The sequence below is a fragment of the Kitasatospora sp. NPDC048365 genome (genome assembly GCF_043200835.1).
Classification (GTDB): Bacteria; Actinomycetota; Actinomycetes; order Streptomycetales; family Streptomycetaceae; genus Kitasatospora; species Kitasatospora terrestris.
The window spans coordinates 60,088-81,885 of sequence record NZ_JBICYJ010000038.1 but is presented as its reverse complement, the minus strand read 5'-3'; the positions used below and the strand labels follow the sequence as shown (position 1 = coordinate 81,885).

General features: G+C 72.2%; 21 protein-coding genes. 6 read left to right on the top strand and 15 right to left on the bottom strand.

Going from position 1 to position 21,798, the window contains the following annotated elements; all coding sequences use genetic code 11:
• Nucleotides 1–180: 180 nt before the first annotated feature.
• Nucleotides 181–1,512 carry a PhoH family protein gene (locus ACGFX4_RS31170; protein WP_393081432.1) on the bottom strand — a complete coding sequence of 444 codons (1,332 nt, stop codon included), beginning with the start codon at nucleotides 1,510–1,512 and terminating at the stop codon, nucleotides 181–183.
• 224 nt (nucleotides 1,513–1,736) lie between these two features.
• Nucleotides 1,737–2,531, bottom strand: a complete 795-nt coding sequence (locus ACGFX4_RS31165; RefSeq protein WP_393081429.1) for an isoprenyl transferase — start codon at nucleotides 2,529–2,531, stop codon at nucleotides 1,737–1,739.
• 325 nt (nucleotides 2,532–2,856) lie between these two features.
• On the opposite strand from ACGFX4_RS31165, the gene ACGFX4_RS31160 reads away from it, so the two are divergent.
• Nucleotides 2,857–4,455, top strand: coding sequence for a chitinase (locus ACGFX4_RS31160; RefSeq protein WP_393081427.1), 1,599 nt, complete (start codon nucleotides 2,857–2,859; stop codon nucleotides 4,453–4,455).
• A gap of 101 nt (nucleotides 4,456–4,556) precedes the next feature.
• Here ACGFX4_RS31160 and ACGFX4_RS31155 read toward each other — a convergent pair whose 3' ends face one another.
• A complete protein-coding gene (locus ACGFX4_RS31155) occupies nucleotides 4,557–5,021 on the bottom strand; it encodes a hypothetical protein (protein ID WP_393081424.1) in 465 nt (154 codons plus the stop codon).
• An 11-nt stretch (nucleotides 5,022–5,032) separates the two neighbouring features.
• Nucleotides 5,033–5,710 carry a prepilin peptidase gene (locus ACGFX4_RS31150; RefSeq protein ID WP_393081421.1) on the bottom strand — a complete coding sequence of 226 codons (678 nt, stop codon included), beginning with the start codon at nucleotides 5,708–5,710 and terminating at the stop codon, nucleotides 5,033–5,035.
• 104 nt (nucleotides 5,711–5,814) lie between these two features.
• Here ACGFX4_RS31150 and ACGFX4_RS31145 point away from each other — a divergent pair, with 104 nt between their 5' ends.
• Nucleotides 5,815–7,029 (top strand): pyridoxal phosphate-dependent aminotransferase, encoded by a 1,215-nt coding sequence (locus ACGFX4_RS31145; protein ID WP_393081418.1) that lies wholly within the window; start codon nucleotides 5,815–5,817, stop codon nucleotides 7,027–7,029.
• A 68-nt stretch (nucleotides 7,030–7,097) separates the two neighbouring features.
• Here ACGFX4_RS31145 and ACGFX4_RS31140 read toward each other — a convergent pair whose 3' ends face one another.
• Nucleotides 7,098–8,924, bottom strand: coding sequence for a phosphoenolpyruvate carboxykinase (GTP) (locus ACGFX4_RS31140; protein ID WP_393081415.1), 1,827 nt, complete (start codon nucleotides 8,922–8,924; stop codon nucleotides 7,098–7,100).
• A 264-nt stretch (nucleotides 8,925–9,188) separates the two neighbouring features.
• On the opposite strand from ACGFX4_RS31140, the gene ACGFX4_RS31135 reads away from it, so the two are divergent.
• Complete coding sequence (locus ACGFX4_RS31135; protein WP_393081412.1) at nucleotides 9,189–9,875, top strand: hemolysin III family protein; 687 nt, start codon at nucleotides 9,189–9,191, stop codon at nucleotides 9,873–9,875.
• 11 nt (nucleotides 9,876–9,886) lie between these two features.
• On the opposite strand, the gene ACGFX4_RS31130 is transcribed toward ACGFX4_RS31135, so the two are convergent.
• The 3 genes from ACGFX4_RS31130 to ACGFX4_RS31120 all read right to left on the bottom strand — a co-directional run bounded on the left by ACGFX4_RS31130 (nucleotide 9,887) and on the right by ACGFX4_RS31120 (nucleotide 11,742).
• On the bottom strand, nucleotides 9,887–10,138 hold the full coding sequence (locus ACGFX4_RS31130; protein ID WP_393081409.1) for a hypothetical protein: 252 nt from the start codon (nucleotides 10,136–10,138) through the stop codon (nucleotides 9,887–9,889).
• Nucleotides 10,139–10,262: 124 nt separating this feature from the next.
• A complete protein-coding gene (locus tag ACGFX4_RS31125; RefSeq protein ID WP_393081406.1) occupies nucleotides 10,263–11,084 on the bottom strand; it encodes a hypothetical protein in 822 nt (273 codons plus the stop codon).
• A gap of 10 nt (nucleotides 11,085–11,094) precedes the next feature.
• Complete coding sequence (locus ACGFX4_RS31120) at nucleotides 11,095–11,742, bottom strand: papain-like cysteine protease family protein (RefSeq protein WP_393081404.1); 648 nt, start codon at nucleotides 11,740–11,742, stop codon at nucleotides 11,095–11,097.
• A 246-nt stretch (nucleotides 11,743–11,988) separates the two neighbouring features.
• Here ACGFX4_RS31120 and ACGFX4_RS31115 point away from each other — a divergent pair, with 246 nt between their 5' ends.
• Entirely contained in the window at nucleotides 11,989–12,918 is a 930-nt protein-coding gene (locus tag ACGFX4_RS31115) for a hypothetical protein (RefSeq protein WP_393081401.1), read from the top strand.
• A 1-nt stretch (nucleotide 12,919) separates the two neighbouring features.
• On the opposite strand, the gene ACGFX4_RS31110 is transcribed toward ACGFX4_RS31115, so the two are convergent.
• The 4 genes from ACGFX4_RS31110 to mca form a co-directional block, all read right to left on the bottom strand.
• A complete protein-coding gene (locus tag ACGFX4_RS31110; protein WP_393081398.1) occupies nucleotides 12,920–13,774 on the bottom strand; it encodes a GNAT family N-acetyltransferase in 855 nt (284 codons plus the stop codon).
• Nucleotides 13,775–13,861: 87 nt separating this feature from the next.
• Complete coding sequence (locus ACGFX4_RS31105; protein WP_393081396.1) at nucleotides 13,862–15,910, bottom strand: thioredoxin domain-containing protein; 2,049 nt, start codon at nucleotides 15,908–15,910, stop codon at nucleotides 13,862–13,864.
• A 34-nt stretch (nucleotides 15,911–15,944) separates the two neighbouring features.
• Nucleotides 15,945–16,124: a hypothetical protein gene (locus ACGFX4_RS31100; protein WP_393081393.1), complete on the bottom strand. Its 180-nt coding sequence runs from the start codon at nucleotides 16,122–16,124 to the stop codon at nucleotides 15,945–15,947.
• Between the two features lie 54 nt (nucleotides 16,125–16,178).
• Entirely contained in the window at nucleotides 16,179–17,048 is an 870-nt protein-coding gene (gene mca / locus ACGFX4_RS31095; protein WP_393081390.1) for a mycothiol conjugate amidase Mca, read from the bottom strand.
• Between the two features lie 150 nt (nucleotides 17,049–17,198).
• Here mca and ACGFX4_RS31090 point away from each other — a divergent pair, with 150 nt between their 5' ends.
• Nucleotides 17,199–17,606 carry a DUF4307 domain-containing protein gene (locus ACGFX4_RS31090; RefSeq protein ID WP_393081387.1) on the top strand — a complete coding sequence of 136 codons (408 nt, stop codon included), beginning with the start codon at nucleotides 17,199–17,201 and terminating at the stop codon, nucleotides 17,604–17,606.
• Between the two features lie 214 nt (nucleotides 17,607–17,820).
• The gene (gene greA / locus ACGFX4_RS31085) at nucleotides 17,821–18,318 is read left to right on the top strand and encodes a transcription elongation factor GreA (protein ID WP_393081384.1); all 498 of its coding nucleotides are present in this window, start codon (nucleotides 17,821–17,823) and stop codon (nucleotides 18,316–18,318) included.
• Between the two features lie 112 nt (nucleotides 18,319–18,430).
• On the opposite strand, the gene ACGFX4_RS31080 is transcribed toward greA, so the two are convergent.
• The 3 genes from ACGFX4_RS31080 to ilvA form a co-directional block, all read right to left on the bottom strand.
• A complete protein-coding gene (locus ACGFX4_RS31080) occupies nucleotides 18,431–19,300 on the bottom strand; it encodes an ABC transporter permease (RefSeq protein WP_393081381.1) in 870 nt (289 codons plus the stop codon).
• A gap of 1 nt (nucleotide 19,301) precedes the next feature.
• Complete coding sequence (locus ACGFX4_RS31075) at nucleotides 19,302–20,318, bottom strand: ATP-binding cassette domain-containing protein (protein ID WP_393081378.1); 1,017 nt, start codon at nucleotides 20,316–20,318, stop codon at nucleotides 19,302–19,304.
• Nucleotides 20,319–20,462: 144 nt separating this feature from the next.
• Nucleotides 20,463–21,674 carry a threonine ammonia-lyase gene (gene ilvA, locus ACGFX4_RS31070; protein WP_393081375.1) on the bottom strand — a complete coding sequence of 404 codons (1,212 nt, stop codon included), beginning with the start codon at nucleotides 21,672–21,674 and terminating at the stop codon, nucleotides 20,463–20,465.
• Nucleotides 21,675–21,798 lie beyond the last annotated feature (124 nt).

Genomic DNA, 21,798 nt, shown 5'->3' with positions numbered 1-21,798 from the left:
GAACCCTCACCATGCCGCACCGGGACGTGTCTACGCAATTCCCGGTTGCGTGGCGGATCTCACAGACTTCGCCGAGCTGGGGGTTTGGCGAAAAGTCGGACGAGCGCCAGTCAGATGTGATGACAACAAAGGGAGTCTGCCGCTATGCGGCAGACTCCCTTTGCCCGACTATGTCCTACTTCAGGGCTGGATGTCCTCCAGCATCTCGGTCACCAGCGCGGCGATCGGCGAGCGCTCCGAGCGGGTCAGGGTGATGTGCGCGAAGAGCGGATGGCCCTTCAGCTTCTCCACCACCGCGACCACGCCGTCGTACCGGCCGACCCGCAGGTTGTCCCGCTGGGCGACGTCGTGGGTGAGCACCACCCGCGACCCCTGGCCGATCCGGGACAGCACGGTGAGCAGGACGTTCCGCTCCAGCGACTGGGCCTCGTCCACGATCACGAAGGCGTCGTGCAGCGAGCGCCCGCGGATGTGGGTGAGCGGGAGGACCTCCAGCATCCCGCGGGAGATCACCTCCTCGATCACGTCCGGGGTGGTGACCGCGGAGAGGGTGTCGAACACCGCCTGGGCCCAGGGGCCCATCTTCTCCGCCTCACTGCCCGGCAGGTAGCCCAGCTCCTGGCCGCCGACCGCGTACAGCGGCCGGAAGACCATCACCTTGCGGTGCTGCTGCCGCTCCAGGACCGCCTCCAGGCCGGCGCAGAGCGCCAGCGCGGACTTGCCGGTGCCCGCCCGGCCGCCCATCGAGACGATCCCGACCTCGGGGTCGAGCAGCACGTCCAGCGCGATCCGCTGCTCGGCGCTGCGACCGCGCAGCCCGAACGCCTCGCGGTCCCCGCGCACCAGGCGGACCTGGCCGTCCTGGGTGACCCGGCCGAGCGCCCTGCCCCGCTCCGAGTGCAGCACCAGACCGGTGTGCACCGGCAGTTCGGCGGCGCCCTCGATGTCCACCGGGACGTGCTCCGCGTTGAACAGGGTGTCCACCTGGTCGCCGGAGACGTGCAGCTCCGTCATCCCGGTCCACCCCGAGGTGATCGCCAGCTCGGCCCGGTACTCCTCGGCCAGCAGGCCGACCGAGCTCGCCTTGATCCGCAGCGGCAGGTCCTTGGAGACGACGGTGACGTCGTACCCCTCCGCCTGCAGGTTGCGGGCGACCGCGAGGATCCGGGTGTCCGCCTCGCCGCCCCCGACCCGGTAACCGGCCGGCAGTATCGAGGTGTCCGAGTGGTTCAGCTCGACCCGGATCGTGCCGCCCAGGTCCCCGACCGGGATCGGCTCGTCCAGCCGACCGTGGCGGACCCGGTAGTCGTCCAGCATGCGCAGCGCCTGGCGGGCGAAGTAGCCCAGCTCCGGGTGGTGCCGCTTGGCCTCCAGCTCGGTGACCACCACCACCGGCAGGACGACCTCGTGCTCCTCGAAGCGGGTCATGGCCAACGGGTCGGCCAGGAGCACGCTGGTGTCGAGAACGTACGTGCGCCGGTCTGGTGTCCGGCGGCTCTTGGTACTGACCACTAGGCCTCCAGAGCGGGTGACCCGACGTCACCCGCGGCTCACCGGTCCCCGCGACCCCGGTGGCCGGGGTACCGGTCTGAGTGGTCTATGCCCACCGGAGGCCTACCATGAACCCGCCGGAGCGAACAGTGGGATCACAACCGATGAACGTTTCCCGCCCCCCACCTGCGGGTATGCCAACCTGACCGGCGGTCAGCCGCCACCCGGCCCGCAGCCGGCCCCGGTCACAGGCCCATGCGCCGATTGCGCAGCTGGAAGTCGCGCAGCGCCCGCAGGAAGTCGACCTTGCGGAAGGCCGGCCAGTACGCCTCGCAGAAGTAGAACTCGCTGTGCGCGCTCTGCCAGAGCAGGAAGCCGGACAGCCGCTGCTCGCCCGAGGTGCGGATGACCAGGTCGGGGTCGGGCTGGCCCTTGGTGTAGAGGTGCTCGGCGATGTGCTCGACGTCGAGGATCCCGGCCAGCTCCTCGATCGAGGTGCCGCGGCCGGCGTGCTCCTGGAGCAGCGAGCGGACCGCGTCGGCGATCTCCTGCCGCCCGCCGTACCCGATCGCGACGTTGACCGTGATGCCCTGGATGTGCGCGGTGGTCGCCGCGGCCTCCTTCAGCACCTCGGCGGTCCGGTCGGGCAGCATGTCGAGCGCGCCGACCGGGTTGACCTTCCACCGTCCGGCGGCGACCAGGCCGCGCACCGCGTCCTCGATGATGCCGAGCAGCGGCACCAGCTCCTCGGCGGGCCGGGAGAGGTTGTCGGTGGAGAGCATCCAGAGGGTGACGACCCGGACGTGGGTCTCGTCGCACCAGCCGAGGAACTCGCTGATCTTGTCGGCGCCGCGCTGGTGGCCGTAGGCGGTGGTGCCGCCAGTGGCCTTGGCCCAGCGGCGGTTGCCGTCGAGGATCACGCCGATGTGGCGGGGAGTGTTGTTGAGGTGCACCTCGACCCGGCGGCCGTAGAGCCGGTAGGCGTTGTCCAGCAGGCTTCGAAGCCCTGGCGTGCGCTCGACCACATCGCGCAGACCCATTGTGTACGGCCCCTCCGTGCTGATTGACCCGGGTGCGAACTCCCCCGGCGCAGCCTACTCCGGGTGGGTGGACGGCGGTAAAGCCGCAGGTACCGGAGTTGTCACAGTCCGCGCTCGGATACGGAACGGTCTCCGCTTCCTTAAGCGCCCCCTAAGCCCCGATCCGGGTCCTTGACGCTTGCCATTGGTCTAGTCCAGCGTGTGGGCAGCACCACATCGGCACCACTGCGGACCCTCCCCCACAGCGGAGCCGCCGCGCCCCCCACCGCGGCGGCTCCTTCCCTCCCGCTCCTGTTTCCCAGGAACCACCCCAGGAGACCCCCACATGGCCCGTACGCTGCAGCAGCCGTCCCACCGGCGCCGCAACAAGCTCCCCGCCGTGCTCGCCGCCGGCACCACCGCGGCGGCCCTGGCCGCCACCGGTCTGACCCTGTTCGCCGGCGGCGCCGACGCCGCGGTCGGCAACCTGGTGAACAACGGCGGCTTCGAGGCCGGCAACCTGTCCGGCTGGAGCTGCGCCGGCACCGCCGCCGTCGCCTCCGCCCCGGTCCACACCGGCTCGTACGCGCTCACCGCCACCCCGAGCGCCGCCGCCACCGCCGAGTGCACCCAGACCGTCAGCGTGCTGCCCAACAGCTCGTACACGCTGTCCAGTTGGGTCCAGGGCCCGTACGTCTACCTGGGCGCCCGGGGCACCGGCGGCACCGACCCGTCCACCTGGTCGAGCCAGAGCGCCTGGAACCAGCTGTCCACCACCTTCACCACCGGTGCGAACACCACCAGCGTCACCCTGTACCTGCACGGCTGGTACGGCCAGTCCGCGTACAGCGCCGACGACGTCCAGCTGATCGGCCCGGGCGGCACCGCCTCCCCGTCGCCGTCGCAGACCTCCGCGTCGCCGTCCCCGTCGCCGTCGCAGACCTCGGCCTCGCCGAGCCCGTCGCAGACCTCCGCGTCGCCGTCGCCCTCGCAGACCTCGACCTCGCCGAGCCCGTCCGCGACCGTGACCACCCAGCCGCCGACCGGCAACCTGCCCAAGCACGTGCTGACCGGTTACTGGCAGAACTTCGACAACGGCGCGCCGGTCCAGCGCCTGCGGGACGTCCAGGCGAACTACGACATCATCGCGGTGTCCTTCGCCGACGCGACCACCACCCAGGGCGCGATCAGCTTCACCCTGGACCCGGCGCTCGCCTCCAAGCTCGGCGGCTACACCGACGCCGACTTCAAGGCGGACATCGCGGCCAAGCACGCGGCCGGCAAGCGGGTCGTGCTCTCGGTCGGCGGCCAGAACGGCGCGATCAGCGTCGGCAACGCCACCGCGGCCACCAACTTCGCGAACACCGCGTACGCGCTGATCCAGCAGTACGGCTTCGACGGCATCGACATCGACCTGGAGAACGGCGTCGACGCCACCTACATGTCGCAGTCGCTGCACACCCTGCAGTCCAAGGTCGGTCCGAACTTCATCCTGACCATGGCGCCCGAGACCATCGGCATGTACTCCACCGCCGGTGCGTACTTCCAGCTCGCGCTGAACACCAAGGACATCCTGACCGTCGTCAACACCCAGTTCTACAACTCGGGCGGCATGAACGGCTGCGACGGCAAGGTGTACACCCAGGGCACCATCGACTTCATCACCGCGCAGGTCTGCACCCACATCCAGGGCGGCCTGCGTCCCGACCAGGTCGGCATCGGTGTCCCGGCGTCCTCCCAGGCGGCCGGCGGCGGCTACGTCAACTCCACCGTGGTCAACAACGCGCTGGACTGCCTCGCCACCGGCAACCACTGCGGCAGCTTCGTCCCGCCGGCCAAGTGGCCGACCATCCGCGGCGCGATGACCTGGTCGACCAACTGGGACCAGAAGAACGGCAACGACTTCTCCACCAACGTCGGCAACTTCGCCCACGCCATGCCGTAACTCCTGAACGTGCGGCGCCTCTTGAGGGTGGGGCCACCGCACTTGAATAGGGGCCCGTCGTACCGCTGGGGTACGACGGGCCCCGCCCATTTCCCGGACCCTCAGCGCCGCAGCCGGCGCCCCAGGTACACCCCGCCGCCGATCAGTCCGACGCCTCCGGCCAGCGCCAGCCCGTCCTCGACCACCGGACGCGCACCGGTCTCGGAGCACGCGTCCGCGGCCGTGCACCGGACCGGCACCACGGTGCCCGCGGGCCACGCCTCGTACACGTCCCTGACCACCCGCGGGGCGCCGTCCGCCCGGGCGGCGCAGTCGGTGACCGAGGAGCGGCCCGAGCGATGGCTGTGGCACTCCTCGACCGCCACCGACTCCACGGGGGTGCCGGTGGCGCCGCTGTCGAAGGCGAGATTCCAGCCGCCGAGCAGGACCAGCAGCAGTCCGACCGCCGCCAGCGCCCAGGGGCCGGCCGGGTGGTCGTACCCGCTCCTCGCGCGCCCGCGCGGCGCGGCCTCCCGCCGCCGGCGGCGGGACCGGTTGGCCCTCCGCCGGCTCTGCTCGGTCGCCATGCGGCTCTCCCTCAGTGATTCACCAGGGCGAGCAGTGTGCCAAGAAGCATGGCCGGACCGAAAGCGAGTTCGGTGCCGCGGCCGGCGCGGCGGGTGAGGAGGAGGGCGACGGCCCAGAGGCCGGCCAGCAGGCAGGTGTAGAAGAGGCCGTTGGTGAGGGTCCGCAGGCCGTACAGGCCGAGGACCGCGCCGAGGGCGGGGGCGAGCTTGACGTCGCCGAAGCCGAGCGGCGCGAACAGCGCGAGCAGGCCGAAGAGCAGGCCGAGCGCGGCGGCGGCGAGCAGGCAGCGCAGCAGCACCGCGGGCCGGTGCTCGACCAGCGGGAGCAGGACGGCGGTGCCGGCCAGCAGCGGCAGGGTGAGCGGGTCGGGCAGCCGGTGCACCGCGGCGTCCACGAAGGCGAGCACCACGCCGAACACGGCCGTCCAGGCGAGCAGCAGCACCACCGGCGCGTCGGCGGTGGCGGCGACCGCCCAGCCGACCGCGGCGCAGACCGCCTCGACGCTGCCGGGCGGCGGTCCGGTCCGGCTTCGGCAGCGGGCGCAGCGCCCGGTGGGCAGCACCGGCAGCGGCCGCGGGCAGCAGTCGCGGCGCGGCTCTCCGGACGGCACGGCGAAGCGCACCGCGGTGGCGCGCAGCAGCGGCGCGAGCAGCAGTCCGACCGCGGCCCCGGTCCATGCCCCGTCCACAGGCCCTCCCCCGTCCGGTTGGGGGCGAGACTAGTCGCCCGTCCGTGTCCAGGTGGCGAACACCACGGAGTAATCGCCGTAACACCGCCGTAAAGTGGGTGGGTATGCAGGTCATCCAGTCCAGCAAGCTCGCCAATGTCTGTTACGACATCCGCGGCCCGGTGCTCGACGAGGCGATGCGGCTGGAGGAACAGGGCCACCGCATCCTGAAGTTGAACACCGGCAACCCGGCCGCCTTCGGTTTCGAGGCGCCGCCGGAGATCCTGCAGGACATCCTGCGCAACCTCGCCTCCGCGCACGGCTACGGCGACTCCAAGGGCCTGCTCTCGGCCCGTCGCGCGGTGGTGATGCACTACGAGGAGCGCGGCCTGCACGGCCTGACGGTCGACGACGTCTTCCTCGGCAACGGTGTGTCGGAGCTGATCCAGCTCGCCATGACCGCGCTGCTGGACGACGGCGACGAGGTGCTGGTCCCGGCGCCGGACTACCCGCTGTGGACGGCGTCGGTCTCGCTGGCCGGCGGCACCGCCGTGCACTACCGCTGCGACGAGCAGTCCGAGTGGTACCCGGACCTGGCGGACATCGAGGCCAAGGTCACCGACCGGACCCGGGCCATCGTGGTGATCAACCCGAACAACCCGACCGGCGCGGTCTACCCGCAGGAGGTGCTGGAGGGGATCGTCGAGATCGCCCGGCGGCACAAGCTGGTGGTCTACGCGGACGAGATCTACGACAAGATCCTCTACGACGACGCGGTGCACGTGCCGCTGGCGACGCTGGCGCCGGACCTCTTCTGCGTCACCTTCAACGGCATGTCGAAGTCGTACCGGGTGGCCGGCTTCCGCAGCGGCTGGATGGTGCTCTCCGGCGACCGGCACCGGGCCCGCAGCTACATCGAGGGGCTGAACGTGCTGGCCTCGATGCGGCTGTGCGCCAACATGCCGGCCCAGCACGCGGTGGCCGCGGCGCTCGGCGGCCGGCAGTCGATCAAGGACCTGGTGCTGCCCGGCGGGCGGCTGCTGGCCTCCCGCGACGCGGCGTACGAGCTGCTGAACCAGATCCCCGGCGTCAGCTGTGTGAAGCCCAAGGGCGCGCTGTACGCCTTCCCCCGGCTGGACCCGCAGGTCTACAAGATCAAGGACGACGCGCAGATGGTCCTGGACCTGCTGCGCTCGCAGCGGATCCTGATCGTCCAGGGCACCGGCTTCAACTGGCCCGAGCCCGACCACTTCCGCCTGGTCACCCTGCCGCGCCCGGAGGACATCACGGACGCGGTCACCCGGATCGGCGACTTCCTGGCCGGATACGTCCAGCCGTAGCCGCCCCCGCACGGGAACACGGGAAGGGCCCCGGGGAATTTCTTCCTCGGGGCCCTTCCGTGTGCGGGTCAGCCCAGGCGCTTGACCAGGCTGCGGTACTCGTCCCAGAGCTCGGTCGGGGTGTGCTCGCCGAACATCTCCAGGTGGGCCGGGACCAGCGCGGCCTCCTGGCGCCAGATGTCGGCGTCCACCGAGAACAGCAGCTCCTGGTCGGCGGCGGACAGCTCCAGGCCGTCCAGGTCGAAGCCGTCGACGGTCGGCAGCACGCCGATCGGGGTGTCGACGCCCTCGGCGGTGCCCTCCAGGCGCTCGACGATCCACTTGAGCACGCGGCTGTTCTCGCCGTAGCCCGGCCAGACGAACTGGCCGTCGCTGTTCTTGCGGAACCAGTTGACGTAGTAGATCTTCGGCAGCTTGCCGGCGTCGGCCGAGGCGCCGACCTTCAGCCAGTGCGCGAAGTAGTCGCCCATGTTGTAGCCGCAGAACGGCAGCATGGCGAACGGGTCGCGGCGCAGCTCGCCGACGGTGCCCTCGGCGGCGGCGGTCTTCTCGGAGGCGATGTTGGCGCCCAGGAAGACGCCGTGCTGCCAGTCGAAGGACTCGGTGACCAGCGGGACGGCGGTGGCCCGGCGGCCGCCGAAGAGGATGGCGGAGATCGGGACGCCCGCCTGGTCCTCCCACTCGGGGGCGATGGTCGGGCACTGCGCGGCCGGGACGGCGAAGCGGGCGTTCGGGTGGGCCGCCGGGGCGTCGGACGCCGGGGTCCAGTCGTTGCCGCGCCAGTCGGTCAGGTGCGCGGGGGCCTCCTCGGTCAGGCCCTCCCACCAGACGTCGCCGTCGTCGGTCAGCGCGACGTTGGTGAAGACGGTGTTGCCCCACAGCGTCTTGATCGCGTTGGCGTTGGTGTCCTCGCCGGTGCCGGGGGCGACACCGAAGAAGCCGGCCTCGGGGTTGATGGCGTAGAGCCGGCCGTCGGCGCCGAAGCGCATCCAGGCGATGTCGTCGCCGATCGTCTCGACCTTCCAGCCCGGGATCGTCGGCTGGAGCATCGCCAGGTTGGTCTTGCCGCAGGCGGACGGGAAGGCGGCGGCGACGTACTTGACCTCGCCGGACGGCGGGGTGAGCTTGAGGATCAGCATGTGCTCGGCCAGCCAGCCCTCGTCGCGGGCCATGGTCGAGGCGATCCGCAGCGCGTAGCACTTCTTGCCGAGCAGGGCGTTGCCGCCGTAGCCGGAGCCGAAGGACCAGATCTCGCGGGTCTCCGGGAAGTGCGAGATGTACTTGGTGCTGTTGCAGGGCCACGGCACGTCCTGCTCGCCCTCGGCCAGCGGGGCGCCGACGGTGTGCACGGCCTTGACGAACTCGCCGTCCTCGCCGAGCTGGTCGAGCACGGCCTGGCCCATCCGGGTCATCACGCGCATCGAGACGGCGACGTAGGCGGAGTCGGTGATCTCGACGCCGTACGCGGCCAGCGGGGAGCCGACCGGGCCCATCGAGAACGGCACGACGTACATCGTGCGGCCCTTCATCGAGCCCCGGAAGAGGCCGTTCGCGCCGGCGAAGATCTCCCGCATCTCGGCGGGGGCCTTCCAGTGGTTGGTCGGGCCCGCGTCCTCCTCCTTCTCGGAGCAGATGAAGGTGCGGTCCTCGACGCGCGCGACGTCGGTGGGGTCGGAGGCGGCGTAGTACGAGTTGGGGCGCTTGGTCTCGTCGAGCTTGGTGAAGGTGCCCTGGGCGACCAGGAGGTCCGCGAGGCGCTGGTACTCCTCCTCGGAGCCGTCGCACCACTCCACGCGGTCCGGCTGGGTCAACTCGGCGATCTCGCCGACCCAGTCCACCAGGCGCTGGTGGCGGGTGGGCGCGGACTCGGCGAGCGCAGAGATCTCGAGGGACACGATCGCTCCGTTTCACACCATCTCGGCCAGGAGACGGCATCGCGGTTGGTTGAGGGTGCTTACACCGTAGCCCCGTACACCAGCCCACCCTTCGGCGAAATGGAGCGCCTGACGCAATCTTTACTACGAAATGGCAGAATCGGCGGGCTTGCGGAGGGGTTGATGACACCGCGCGGACCCCCGGGTGACCGCCCCGAACACTCCAGAACGTCTAAAAGTGACGATCGCCACTGACTACGGGCCAGTAACCTACGGTTCCGTAGGATGCTGCCCATGACTGCGGAAGCGACAGCGGACGGGGCTGCGGAAGCCCTTCTGATCAAGCCCAAGTGGCGCGGCTGGCTGCACGCCGGGATGTTCCCGGCCGCCGTCGCGGCGGGCATCGTGCTGATCTGCCTGGCCGGAACGACGGCGGCCACGGTCGCCTGCGTGGTCTACTCGGTCAGCGCCTGGATGCTCTTCGGCGTGAGCGCGGTGTACCACCGCTTCACCTGGGGCCCGCGCGGCGACGCCGTGCTGCGGCGCCTCGACCACGCCAACATCTTCCTGATCATCGCCGGCACCTACACCCCGTTCACCATCCTGCTGCTGGACGGGGCACGGCAGCAGGTCCTGCTCTGGCTGGTGTGGGGCGGCGCGCTCGCCGGCATCGCCTTCCGGGTGTTCTGGGTCGGCGCTCCGCGCTGGCTCTACACGCCCTGCTACGTGGCGCTGGGCTGGGCCGCCGTCTTCTTCCTGCCGGACTTCCTGCACAAGGGCGGCGCCGCCGTACTCACCCTGATCATCGTCGGCGGCGTGCTCTACACCCTCGGCGGCGTGGTCTACGGGCTCAAGCGGCCCGACCCGTCACCGCGCTGGTTCGGCTTCCACGAGGTCTTCCACGCGTTCACCCTGGGCGCGTTCGTCGTCCAGTACGTGGGCATCTCGATCGTCGCCTACACGGCGGCCTGAGGCCCCGCCGCTCAGGCGGCGTCCAGCCGCTCCCGGGCCCGACGGCAGCGCTCGCAGTGCGCCGCGTCGGGCCCGTCGCCCGCCCTGCGCACGTGCGCCTTGGAGCTGAAGCGGCGGCCGACGTACGCCATCACCGCGAGCACCTCCACGGCGGACACCGCCCAGACCACCCGGGGGCCGCCCAGCAGGTAGCCCGCCACCACCGCGAGGGCGGCGGCGACCGCGGCCACGCCGCCCCAGAACTGCTCAGGACCGAACTCCATGCAAAGACCCCCCGTCGTCTGATTGGGCATCAGATACATCCCCACCCAGGGTGACATGTGCAGCACCCGGCGGGGCGAACGGGGGGTCAACGTTGCGGCAACACCAGTGGCGCCGGTGTGAAGGTCAGGTCCGGCGGCGTCGGAGCGCGACGGTCAGCCCGGTGACGGCGGTGACGCCGACCGCCGCGCCGGCCGTGGCCAGCGGCAGGACGCCGCCGCGGTCGGCCGCCGCGTCGTCGTAGCCGCCGCCCTTGCCGGCCCGGTCGTACGCCGAGCCGGGCAGCTTGTCGCCGTACCGCTGGTGCACCAGCTTCTGGTACCCGGCGACGCTCGTCCCGCCCTCGCCGACGGACCGGCGGGCCTCGTCGTCCAGCGGCAGCACCCGGTCGCCGCGCAGCACGTACCAGGCGTTGATCTGCGGCTCCCGGAAGGCGGTGCCACCGGCGGCCGCCGCCTTCGCGGCGTAGCCGGCCTCGTCGCCGCCGGAGGCGATGTTCACCACCTTCCAGGACGCACCCTGCCGGACGGTCCACACCGAGGCCTGCTGCCCGTCGGCGGCCACCGCCGTGGTCGCGGCGAACTCCGCCGTCGCGACCGCCGCGCCCGAGCGCCCGGCGACGAACTCGGCGGAGAGGCTGTAGACCGCCACCGTGTCGCCGGTCAGCCGCGGCGCCGCCTCGCCGGCGGCCCGGGCCTCCTCGGCGGCGCCGATCGCGAGCTGCTGGTTCGGCGGGACGCCCTTGCGGGCGAAGAAGTGCCCCAGCTGGTCCAGGACGGCCGGGGTCTGCGCCGCGCCCCGGGCGGCCGCCAGGTCACCGGCGGCGAGCGGGGCGGGCTGCGCCGGCCCGCCGGCCGCCGAGGCGAGCGGCGCGGCGGCGAGTGCGAGGCCGGCCGCCAGGACTGCGGCGGCGGCGGTGCGGGCGAGGTGCTTGCGGTAATCGGTCATGGCTCGCTCCTCACGCGCCGATCCGGTACAGGGAGTGGGTCCAGGAGAACGAGCTGTTGTTCACGTAGTACCAGTAGTCCGCCCAGTTGTAGCGGTAGTTGGACGGCCACGGGTCGCCCCAGTAGACCCAGTTGTTGGCGGTGTCGTAGCCGTAGACGACGTGCATGTGGCCGCCGCCGGAGCTCCACTGGATGCGGGTCTCGATCGGCCGGTTGGCGTCCACCTCGGCCTGCACGGTGGTGTAGCGCAGGTACCCGGTGACGTACGAACCGGGGTTGATGCCGATCCAGCTGAGACCGTTCTGGACGTCGCCGAGGGTGGCCTGGCTGTTGGGGCAGCTGGAGTTGGTCGAGCGGCCGAAGGCGGCGTTGCAGAACTGGTTCTGGCTGTAGCTGTAGCCGTAGAAGGTGGCGATGGTGTTGCCGCTCGCCGCCCAGCACCAGTTGGTCTGCTGCTGTTGCTGCATGGTGATGTTGAGCCTGCGTGAGGTGCCGGCGAGGGTGGCCGCGGCGGTGGGGGTGCCGGGCGCGGCGGCGGCGGCCGGAACGGCCTGGGCGGCCTGGGCCGGGGCGGTGGTCACCGCCGTCAGGGTGGGGGCGAGGACGCCCAGGGCGAGCGCCGCGACGGCACGGCGCAGCCGGGTCCGAGTGCGTGGCATGGGGGATTTCCTCCTTGCGTTCGCGCAGGAGAGGGATGTGGGGGCAGCGGCGTCCGGACGCGCTGCCGATGAGCATCCGGCGCTGACCGGTGCCGGTCAACGTCCGTTCCCTGCACCGGCGTTCGGATGTGAACGGGTCACGTCCCGGTGTGAACGGCGCAGCTGCGAGCAGCGCGGAAATCGCCGGGACCGGTGACAACGGCGCCCACGGGTGTGAATATTCACGCTCTACTCCCGGAGGTGCCGATGCCGTACGCCGACCGGCCCGACCTGGCGACCGCCCTGCGCACCGGGCCGTTCCACCTCGCCCTGCGCACCGCGATCACCGCCCGCGGGCTCGCGCTGCACCGGGTCCGCGAGCACCTGGCCCAGCGCGGGGTGCGGGTCGGGGTGACCAGCCTGAGCTACTGGCAGCAGGGCCGGCGCCGGCCCGAGCGGCCCGAGTCGCTGCGCGCGGTCCGGGCGCTGGAGGAGGTGCTGGAGCTGCCCGCGCACTCGCTGACCCGGCTGCTGGGCCCCCGGCAGGCCGCGCCCGGCCCGGCCGCCCCGGCGACCCGCCCCTACCGGGACCTGATCGCGCCGGCCGAGGCGGTGGACGGGCTGCTGGCCGTCCTGTCCGGGCCGCCGGGCACCGCGCTGCACACCGTCACCCACCTGGAGCGGATCCGGGTCGGCGCGGACCGGCGGCAGGTCAGCCGCGACTCGCAGCACGTGCTGCGCGCGCACCGCGACGGCATCGACCGCTACCTGGCGATCTACCAGGGCGATCCGGGCTGCGACATCGAACGGGTCACCGTCCGCGCCGAGGAGAACTGCCGGCCCGGCCGGATCCGCCGCGACCGGGCGGCCGAGCTGCTGGTCGCCGAGCTCCTGCTGGACCGCCGGCTGCGCACCGGCGACACCCACCTGCTGTCGTACGGCTTCGACGACGCGCCCGCCGCGGAGGCCAGCCAGGAGTACGTCCGCGGCTTCAACGCGGGCGCCGGGCAGTACGTCCTGCAGGTCAGCTTCCACCCGGACGCGCTGCCGGTCCGCTGCACCCGCTTCGCGACCCGGGAGCCCGGCGAAGCCCCCTACGAGACGGAGGAGTTGACCCTGGACGGGCACCACTGCGTGCACCTGGTGGCGTCCGCGCTGCGGCCCTGCCTGCTCGGCATCGCCTGGGACTGGGAGTAGCTCAGTTCAGATCCAGCACGATGCAGTCCTCGACCGGGCGGTAACCGAGCTTCTGGTAGACGGAGTTGCTGGTCGGGTTGGCGAGGTCGGTGTAGAGCAGCACCTCGCCGGCGCCCTCGGCGACGGCGTGCGCGGAGGCCCCGGCGACCACCGCGCCGGCGTAGCCGTTGCGGCGGTGCTCCGGCGGCGTGTAGACCGGGCCGATCCGGGACATCCCGGCGATCACCGGGCTGGCCCCGGCGAACGAGACCGGCCGGCCGGCCGACTCCCAGATGTGCCAGCTGCGTTCGGCGATCCGCTGGTCGACGATGGCGGCGGCGTCCAGGTCGGGTTCCATCACCTCGGCCTCGGCGACGAAGGCGATCAGCCACTCGATCAGCAACTCCCGGTCGGCACTCCGGGCGAGCCGGAAGCGGCCCTCGGGGGCGGGCGAGGGCGGCGTCAGCCCGTCGAGCCGGTAGAGCCGTTCGTCGGTGCGGACGACCGGCTCGGCGCCGGTCAGCCGCTGCCAGCGCTCGGCGAAGGCCAGCGCCGCGGCCTTGCCCCCGGAGACGGCGGCGAGCGCCTCGCCCCGGGCGTGCAGGGCGTCGGCGAGCGCGGCGCCGGCCCCGACCGGGGTGCGGCCGAGTCTGGGCGGGTACGGCGGGGTCTGCAGGAAGACGCCGTCGACCGGGGCGTCCGGCCGCGGGCGCCACCACCCGAACCGGGGAGGCTGCGCGCCGAAGGCGTTCAGCCCGTTCCGCTCCAGCCGGTCGGCGATGGTCAGCAGCGCGGTGTTCTCGGCCGGGTGCGCGGCCAGGTACTCCCCGGCGGCGGCCCGGAACTCGTCCAGGGATGCGGTGATGGTCCACGTCATGGGTCCATCCCTAACCGATCGGCGCCGCCGCCCACCACCGCTTTCCGGCCGGTGTTGCGCCTACTGCCACCGCCCACGAAGCAACGGCTACCGCTCCGTCCGGCCGAGCCGGGCGGCCAGCTCGCCGGCGTCCGCGGTCGGCGCGTCGCAGGTGAAGTGGCGGCAGACGTACGCGGCGGCGCGGCCGTCCAGCAGCGGGCGGTCGGCGAGCAGCGGGACGTCCTCGCGGCCGGGTTCGCCGACCGCGACGACCGCGCCGGGGGCGGTGGCGGCGAGCGCGGTGCGGTGCAGCAGCGCCCGGTCCGGGTCGTCGGCGGCGCCGACCACGGCGATCTCGCGCGGCCCGTCGAGCAGCGCCTCGGCGACGGCCAGGCCCCAGCCGGTGAACCGGGGGGCCCGGGTGCCGAGCGCGCCGACGATGGCCAGCGCCCGTTCGGCGGCGGTGCGGTGCCGCTCCGAGCCGGTGTACGCGGCGTAGCCCAGCAGGGCGCCGGCGGCGGCGTTCCAGCCGGACGGGGCGGCGTTGTCGGTGGGGTCCTGCGGGCGGCGGATCAGCTGCTCGGCGTCGTCGGCGGTGTCGTACAGCGCGCCGGAGACGGTGTCGGCGAAGTGCAGCAGCACGATGTCGAGGAGCTCCCCGGCGAGGTCCAGCCAGGCCGAGTCGCCGGTGACGGCATACAGCGCGAGGAAGCCCTCGGCGGTGTCCGCGTAGTCCTCCAGCACGCCCGCGTTGGTGCCGGCCCGGCCGTCCCGGGAGGTGCGCAGCAGCCGGCCGTCGGCGGTGAGGTGGACGGTGATCAGCAGGTCGGCGGCGCGCTCGGCGGCGTCGACCAGGTCGGGGCGGTCCAGCAGGGCGCCGGCCTCGGCGAGCGCGGCGATCGCCAGGCCGTTCCAGGCGGCGACCACCTTGTCGTCCCGGGCGGGCGCCGGGCGGGCGGCACGGGCCTCGAACATCGCGGCGCGGATCCGCCGGTACTCGGCCTCGTCCTGCGGGTCGACCGGCAGCTGCAGGGTGGAGGTGCCGTGCTCGAAGGTGCCGGCGGCGGTCACCGTGAACAGCCGGGCCGCGGTCGCGGCGTCGGCCGGGCCGAGCAGGTCGACCAACTGGCCGGGCTCCCACACGTAGTAGGCGCCCTCGGCCTGCTTGCCGGTCTCCTCGTCCAGGCTGTCGGCGTCCAGCGCGGAGGCGAACCCGCCCTCCGGGGTGCGCAGGTCGCGCAGCAGGAAGTCGGCGGTCTCCAGGGCGATCCGGCGGGCCAGGCCGCTACCGGTGGCGCGCCACAGGTGCAGGTAGACCCGCAGCAGCAGGGCGTTGTCGTAGAGCATCTTCTCGAAGTGCGGCACCACCCAGGCACCGTCCACCGCGTAGCGGGCGAAGCCGCCGCCGAGCTGGTCGTACAGGCCGCTGCGAGCCATCGCCTCGCAGGTCTGCTCGGTCATCTGCAGCGCCGCCCCGGAACCGGTCCGGGCGTGGAAGCGCAGCAGGAACTCCAGCACCATCGACGGCGGGAACTTCGGCGCCCCGCCGAAGCCGCCGTGCTTGGCGTCGTAGCTGCGGCCCAGCTCGGTCAGCGCGCCGTGCAGCTCGGCCTCGCCGGGGGCGCTCATCACGCCGCTGCCCACCGCGTACACCGAGGCCCGCTCGGCCAGGTCGGCGCGGATCCGGGCGGCCACCTCGCCGACCTCGTCGCGCCGGTCGCGCCACGCCGCCGCGACGCCCTCCAGCACCTGCCGGAAGCCGGGCATCCCGTGCCGGGGCTGCGGCGGGAAGTACGTCCCGAAGTAGAACGGCTCCTTGCCGGGCGTCAGGAACACCGTCATCGGCCAGCCACCCTGCCCGGTCGCCGCCTGCACCGCCTCCATGTAGACGGCGTCGACGTCCGGCCGCTCCTCGCGGTCCACCTTCACCGCGACGAAGTGCTCGTTCAGGTACTCGGCGACCGCCTTGTCCTCGAAGGACTCGTGCGCCATCACGTGGCACCAGTGGCACGCCGCGTAGCCGACCGACAGCAGCACGGGCACCCCGCGCCGCTCGGCCTCCGCGAAGGCCTCGGGCCCCCAGGGCCACCAGTCCACCGGGTTGTCGGCATGCTGCAGCAGGTACGGCGAGGTCGCATCCGCGAGACGGTTCGGCATGCCCCCATCCTTGCGCATCCCGCGGGCGGAGCGGCTACTCCTTGGGCTGCTCGGGCTCCTCGACGAAGTCGATCTTCTTGAAGCGGGTGTTCATCGACTTCAGCAGGAACCAGGTGGCCACGCCGAGGACGGCGAAGACCACGAAGCCCAGCAGGCCGGGGGTCACCTTGGCCTCGTCGAGGGCGAGGTACGACAGGTTCATGGGGGTGCTCATTCCTCCATGGTGACCCGGCCCCGCGGGGGCCGGGTCACCGGGGTACCGCAGGGGCTACTTGCGCAGGCCCGCGAAGAGGTCGCTCTCCGGCAGGTCGGTGTCGACGTGGGCGCGGACCAGCTCGTAGTCCTCGGTGGGCCACACCTCGCGCTGGACGTCCAGCGGGACGCGGAACCACGGCCCGTCCGGGTCGATCTGGGTGGCGTGGGCGATCAGCGCCTTGTCCCGGATCTCGAAGAAGTCGTCGCACTTCACCCGGGTGGTGATCTCGCGCTCCTTGCGGCCGCTCTTCTCCCAGCCGGCGATCCACTCGCCGTACGGGGACTCGTGGCCGTTGTCGGTGAGGTAGGCGTGCAGGGCGCGCAGCCGCTGCATCGGGAAGCCGTGGTTGTAGTACAGCTTCTGCGGCTGCCAGGGCTCGCCGGCCTCGGGGTACGCCTCGGGGTCGCCGGCCGCGTCGAAGGCGGCCACGGTGATCTTGTGGGTCATGATGTGGTCGGGGTGCGGGTACCCGCCGTTCTCGTCGTACGTGGTGATCACGTGCGGGCGGAACTCGCGGATCAGCTTGACCAGGGCGCCGGCGGCCACCTCCACCTCCTCGAGGGCGAAGCAGCCCTCGGGCAGCGGCGGCAGCGGGTCGCCCTCGGGCAGGCCCGAGTCGACGTAGCCGAGCCACGCCTGCTGGACGCCGAGGATCTCCCGGGCGGCGTCCATCTCCTTGCGGCGGACCTCGTGGATGTTCTCCTCGACCCACTTGTCACCCTGGAGCTTCGGGTTGAGGACCGACCCGCGCTCGCCGCCGGTGCAGGTGGCGACCAGCACCTCCACCCCTTGCGACACGTACATCGCCATGGTGGCGGCGCCCTTGCTGGACTCGTCGTCCGGGTGGGCGTGCACCGCCATCAGTCGCAACTGCTCAGTCAACGCCTGGTTCCTTCCAGGTATGTCCGGTTCGTCGGGCGGCCTCCCCCGCCGCCTCCGGCGCGGACGTGCCCCTCCTATAGTGACGGACTGAAGGGCGCGTCCATTCCCCCGGCAGGCGGACCCGTCCTCGTCGAAAGGACCGAGCCCGCCATGGACCAGAGCACTACGACCCTCCCCGAGGGCCGGTACAGCCGCCGCACCGATCAGGAGGCGGACCGCCGGCTGCGGACGGCCGCGATCGTCTGCGGCGTGCTCTTCCTCGGCCTGGTCGGCTGGCTGGGCACCTCGTACCTGCTGCGGGAGACCGCGATCAACGGCTCGGTGCCGACCTTCCAGGCGGTCTCGGACAGCGAGCTGCAGCTGCAGCTGTCGGTCAGCAAGCGCGAGGGGACGGCCGGGGTGTGCACGGTCCGCTCGCAGGGCGAGGACGGCGGCGTGGTCGGCCAGTACGACTTCCCGGTGCCCGCCGAGGGCGACCGCTACAGCGCCGTGGTGACGCTGCGGACCACCGCCCGCGGCACCACCGCCCAGCTGCTGGGCTGCACGCCGCGCGGCTGACCAGGCCTTTGCGCGTCTCACCCGTTCGGGCGCATATTCGAGGGAGCGGGCGGGAACGGAGACTCCCGTCGGCCCCCGGAAATTGTTAGGCTCGTGGTTTCGCCCCTTCCGAGCCGAGCGGCACGGAAGCGGGCGTTGCTTTGTAATGCCGCCCGACACCGCACTGCTGACGACCAAAACCCCTCAGCACCGCCAGCACCGACGAGGAGCACCTGTGACCCAGACCAGCGATGACGTGACCTGGCTCACTCAGGACCACTACAACAAGCTCAAGGCTGAGCTGGAGCAGCTGAGCGGCCCCTGGCGCATCGAGATCGCCCAGAAGATCGAGGCCGCCCGCGAGGAGGGCGACCTCAAGGAGAACGCCGGCTACCACGCGGCCAAGGACGACCAGGGCAAGGGCGAGGCGCGGATCCGCCAGCTCACCCAGATCCTGGAGCGCGCCAAGGTCGGCGAGGCCCCGGCCGACTCCGGCGTGGTCGCGCCCGGCATGCTGGTCAAGGTCGCCTTCGACGGCGACCTGGACGACACCATGGAGTTCCTGCTCGCCTCCCGCGAGGTGGTCGACGGCGGGCTGGACGTGTACTCCCCGCAGTCGCCGCTGGGCCGCGCCATCACCGGCAAGGCGGTCGGCGAGGACGCCACGTACGAGCTGCCGAACGGCAGGAAGGCGACCGTGAAGATCGTCGACGCCAAGCCGTTCACCGGCTGAGCCCCCCGACACGCCGAAGCGGCCGTCCCCCGTGCGGGGGACGGCCGCTTTCGCTTTTCCCTGCCCGACCGCGGAGCGGCCTGCGCCTGCCCGGCCGCGGAGCGGCCAGCGCCTATCCGACCGCGGAGCGGTACTTGCGCACCGACAGCCACGAGAACACGCCCATGATGACCAGCGACCAGACCACCGACACCAGCACCGCGTGCTGCATCGGCCAGGCGTCGTCGACCGGGCCGACCTGGTTGCCGAAGAGGTCGCGGCAGGCCTGCACGGTGGCGCTGAACGGGTTCCAGTAGGCGATCGGCTGCAGCCAGCCCGGCATCGAGCTGATCGGCACGAACGCGTTGGAGATGAAGGTCAGCGGGAACAGCCAGATCAGACCGGCCGAGGTGGCCGCCTCGGGGCTGCGCACCGAGAGGCCGATCAGCGCGCCGATCCAGGAGAAGGCGTAGCCGAGCAGGAGCAGCAGCGCGAACGCGCCGAGCGCCTTGAGGACGCCCTCGTGGATCCGCCAGCCGACCAGCAGCGCGACCAGGGCCAGCACCAGCAGGGTGAAGGCGGTCTGGACGAGGTCGGCGAAGGTGCGGCCGGTGAGCACCGCGGCGCGGGCCATCGGCAGCGAGCGGAAGCGGTCGACCAGGCCCTTGGTCATGTCCTCCGCGATGCCGGCGGAGGCGCCGGCGACCGCGAAGGTGACGGTCTGGGCGAAGATGCCGGCCATCAGGAACTGGGTGTACGCGTCGGAGCTCGCGGTCGTCCCGGGGATCTGGATCGCGCCGCCCATGACGAACGAGAACAGCAGCACGAACATGACCGGCTGCATGAGGCCGAAGACCACGATCTCGGGGATCCGGGTCATCCGGCGCAGGTTGCGCTTGGCCACCACCCAGGAGTCGTGCAGGGTCGCGGCGACACCGGTGCGGTGCCGGACCTGCGCCTGGCCGATGGCGTGCTCGGTGGAGGTGCTCGCGGTGGTCGTCATCTCAGGCGTCCTTCCCCTTGCCGCGGCGGCCCTTGTGGTCGGCGGCCTGTCCGTCGCCGTCGTCGGTCTCGTCCTCGCCCGCGGTGACGTGGCCGGTGAGCGACAGGAAGACGTCGTCGAGGGTGGGGCGGCGCAGGCCGATGTCGTCGATCTCGATCGAGCGGGCGTCCAGTTCGCGGATCACGTCGGCGAGCACCTTGGCGCCGCCGCTGATCGGCACGGTGATCCGCCGGGTGTTCTTCTCCACCGCCGGGTCGCCCTTGGCGTAGGGGCCGAGCGCGGCGACCGCCTCGGAGACCAGGTCGCGGTCGTGCACCACGACCTCGATCCGCTCGCCGCCGATCTGGGCCTTGAGCTCGTCCGCGGTGCCGCGGGCGATCACCTTGCCGTGGTCGACCACCGCGATGTCGTTGGCGAGGCGGTCGGCCTCCTCCAGGTACTGGGTGGTGAGCAGCAGCGTGGTGCCCTGGGCGACCAGGGTCTCGATCACCTCCCACAGCGCCAGGCGGTTGCGCGGGTCGAGGCCGGTGGTCGGCTCGTCCATGAACATCACCGGCGGCCGGACGACCAGGGCGGCGGCCAGGTCGAGCCGGCGCCGCATGCCGCCGGAGTAAGTCTTCGCGGTGCGGTCCATCGCCTCGGTGAGGTTGAACCACTCCAGCAGCTCCAGCGCGCGGGCCTTCGCGTCGCGGCTGCTCATCTGGTAGAGCTCGCCGACCATCTGGAGGTTCTCCCGGCCGGTCAGGTACTCGTCGACCGCCGCGTACTGGCCGGAGAGGCCGATCAGGCTGCGCACCTTGTTGGGGTGCTTGAGCACGTCGACGCCGGCCACCACGGCCTGCCCGGAGTCCGGGCGGAGCAGGGTGGTGAGGACCCGGACGGTGGTGGTCTTCCCGGCGCCGTTCGGGCCGAGCAGCCCGAGCACGGTGCCCTCGGGGACGTCCAGGCTCACTCCGTCGAGAGCGCGGACGTCGCCGAAGGTCTTCACCAGGTTCTCGGCTTGGATGGCTGGCGCCATGGACCTGCCTCATCTCCTGATTAGGGTGATTTGTCCTGATCTGTGGTACCCGAACCGGCGCATGCCAAAGCTCGCGATACATCGCGAGATGCTGGCAGTACGCGATATATCGCGTCAAGCGATTTCCGGCTGCCGGCCCACCGACTACTGGCCCACCACGTACCCGGCGTCCCGCAGCTCCGAGACCACCGACGCGCAGTGCTCCGGCCCCTTGGTCTCCAGGTGCAGGTCCACCTCCACCTCGGTGAGGCCCAGCCGCGGGTCGATCCGCACGTGCGCCACGTCCAGCACGTTGGCGTCCACCCGGGTGAGCACGCCCAGCAGGTCGGCCAGCGCGCCCGGCTTGTCCGCCAGCCGCACCCGCAGCGACAGGTACCGGCCGGCCGCCGCCAGGCCGTGCCGCAGCACCCGCTGCATCAGCTGCGGGTCGATGTTGCCGCCGGACAGCACCGCAACCACCGGGCCCTCGAACGCCTCAGACTGCTCCAGCAGCGCCGCGATCGGGCTCGCCCCGGCCGGCTCCACCACCAGCTTCAGCCGCTCCAGGCCGACCAGCAGGGCCCGCGACAGCGCGTCCTCGGAGACCGTCCGCACCCCGTCCGCGAGGGTGTTGATCACCTCGAACGGGATGTCGCCCGGACGGCCCACCATGATCCCGTCCGCCATGGTGGAGAACTGCTCCAGCGACACCGGCCGGCCCGCCGCCAGCGAGGGCGGGTACGCCGCGGCGGCGGCCGCCTGCACGCCGACCACCCGGACGTCCGGCCGCAGCGGCTTCACCGCCGCCGCGATCCCCGCCAGCAGCCCGCCGCCGCCCACCCCGACCAGGATCGTGCGCACCTCCGGGCACTGCTCCAGGATCTCCAGGCCCATCGTCGCCTGGCCGGTGATGACGTCCCAGTGGTCGAAGGGGTGGATGAACACCGCGCCGGTGGAGTCCGCGTACCGCTGCGCCGCCTGCAGCGCCTCGTCCACGGTGGAGCCGTGCAGCCGCACCTCGGCGCCGTAGTCCCGGGTCGCCGACACCTTCGGCAGCGGCGCCGCGACCGGCATGAACACCGTCGAGCGCACCCCCAGCAGCGAGGCCGCCAGCGCCACGCCCTGCGCGTGGTTGCCGGCGCTCGCCGCCACCACCCCGCCGGCCCGCTGCACCGGCGACAGCCCGGCGATCCGCACGTACGCGCCGCGCAGCTTGAACGAACCGGTGCGTTGCAGGTTCTCGCACTTGAGGTGCACCGGCGCACCGACCAGCCCGGAGAGGTACCGGCTGCTCTCCATCGGCGTGACCCGGGCGATCCCGGCGAGCATCTTCTGGGCGCCCCGGACGTCGTCCACGGTGATCGGCCAACTCTGCATGCGGCTCAGGCTAGCCGGGTCCGGGCCCCGGGCCCGTGAAGCGCGGGTTGTTCCCGCCGCTGCCCGCCGCGCGTACGCTGCTGGGCACACGCCAGCCGAACCCCGCACTCCGCGCCGCCCGGTC

Coding starts and splice junctions, on each gene's coding strand:
- ACGFX4_RS31165 (WP_393081429.1), bottom strand. CDS start 2,531: ATGGGTCTGCGCGATGTGGTCGAGCGCACGCCAGGGCTTCGAAGCCTG.
- ACGFX4_RS31160 (WP_393081427.1), top strand. CDS start 2,857: ATGGCCCGTACGCTGCAGCAGCCGTCCCACCGGCGCCGCAACAAGCTC.
- ACGFX4_RS31155 (WP_393081424.1), bottom strand. CDS start 5,021: ATGGCGACCGAGCAGAGCCGGCGGAGGGCCAACCGGTCCCGCCGCCGG.
- ACGFX4_RS31145 (WP_393081418.1), top strand. CDS start 5,815: ATGCAGGTCATCCAGTCCAGCAAGCTCGCCAATGTCTGTTACGACATC.
- ACGFX4_RS31135 (WP_393081412.1), top strand. CDS start 9,189: ATGCTGCCCATGACTGCGGAAGCGACAGCGGACGGGGCTGCGGAAGCC.
- ACGFX4_RS31130 (WP_393081409.1), bottom strand. CDS start 10,138: ATGGAGTTCGGTCCTGAGCAGTTCTGGGGCGGCGTGGCCGCGGTCGCC.
- ACGFX4_RS31125 (WP_393081406.1), bottom strand. CDS start 11,084: ATGACCGATTACCGCAAGCACCTCGCCCGCACCGCCGCCGCCGCAGTC.
- ACGFX4_RS31120 (WP_393081404.1), bottom strand. CDS start 11,742: ATGCCACGCACTCGGACCCGGCTGCGCCGTGCCGTCGCGGCGCTCGCC.
- ACGFX4_RS31115 (WP_393081401.1), top strand. CDS start 11,989: ATGCCGTACGCCGACCGGCCCGACCTGGCGACCGCCCTGCGCACCGGG.
- ACGFX4_RS31110 (WP_393081398.1), bottom strand. CDS start 13,774: ATGACGTGGACCATCACCGCATCCCTGGACGAGTTCCGGGCCGCCGCC.
- ACGFX4_RS31105 (WP_393081396.1), bottom strand. CDS start 15,910: ATGCCGAACCGTCTCGCGGATGCGACCTCGCCGTACCTGCTGCAGCAT.
- ACGFX4_RS31100 (WP_393081393.1), bottom strand. CDS start 16,124: ATGAGCACCCCCATGAACCTGTCGTACCTCGCCCTCGACGAGGCCAAG.
- ACGFX4_RS31090 (WP_393081387.1), top strand. CDS start 17,199: ATGGACCAGAGCACTACGACCCTCCCCGAGGGCCGGTACAGCCGCCGC.
- ACGFX4_RS31080 (WP_393081381.1), bottom strand. CDS start 19,300: ATGACGACCACCGCGAGCACCTCCACCGAGCACGCCATCGGCCAGGCG.
- ACGFX4_RS31075 (WP_393081378.1), bottom strand. CDS start 20,318: ATGGCGCCAGCCATCCAAGCCGAGAACCTGGTGAAGACCTTCGGCGAC.
- ilvA (WP_393081375.1), bottom strand. CDS start 21,674: ATGCAGAGTTGGCCGATCACCGTGGACGACGTCCGGGGCGCCCAGAAG.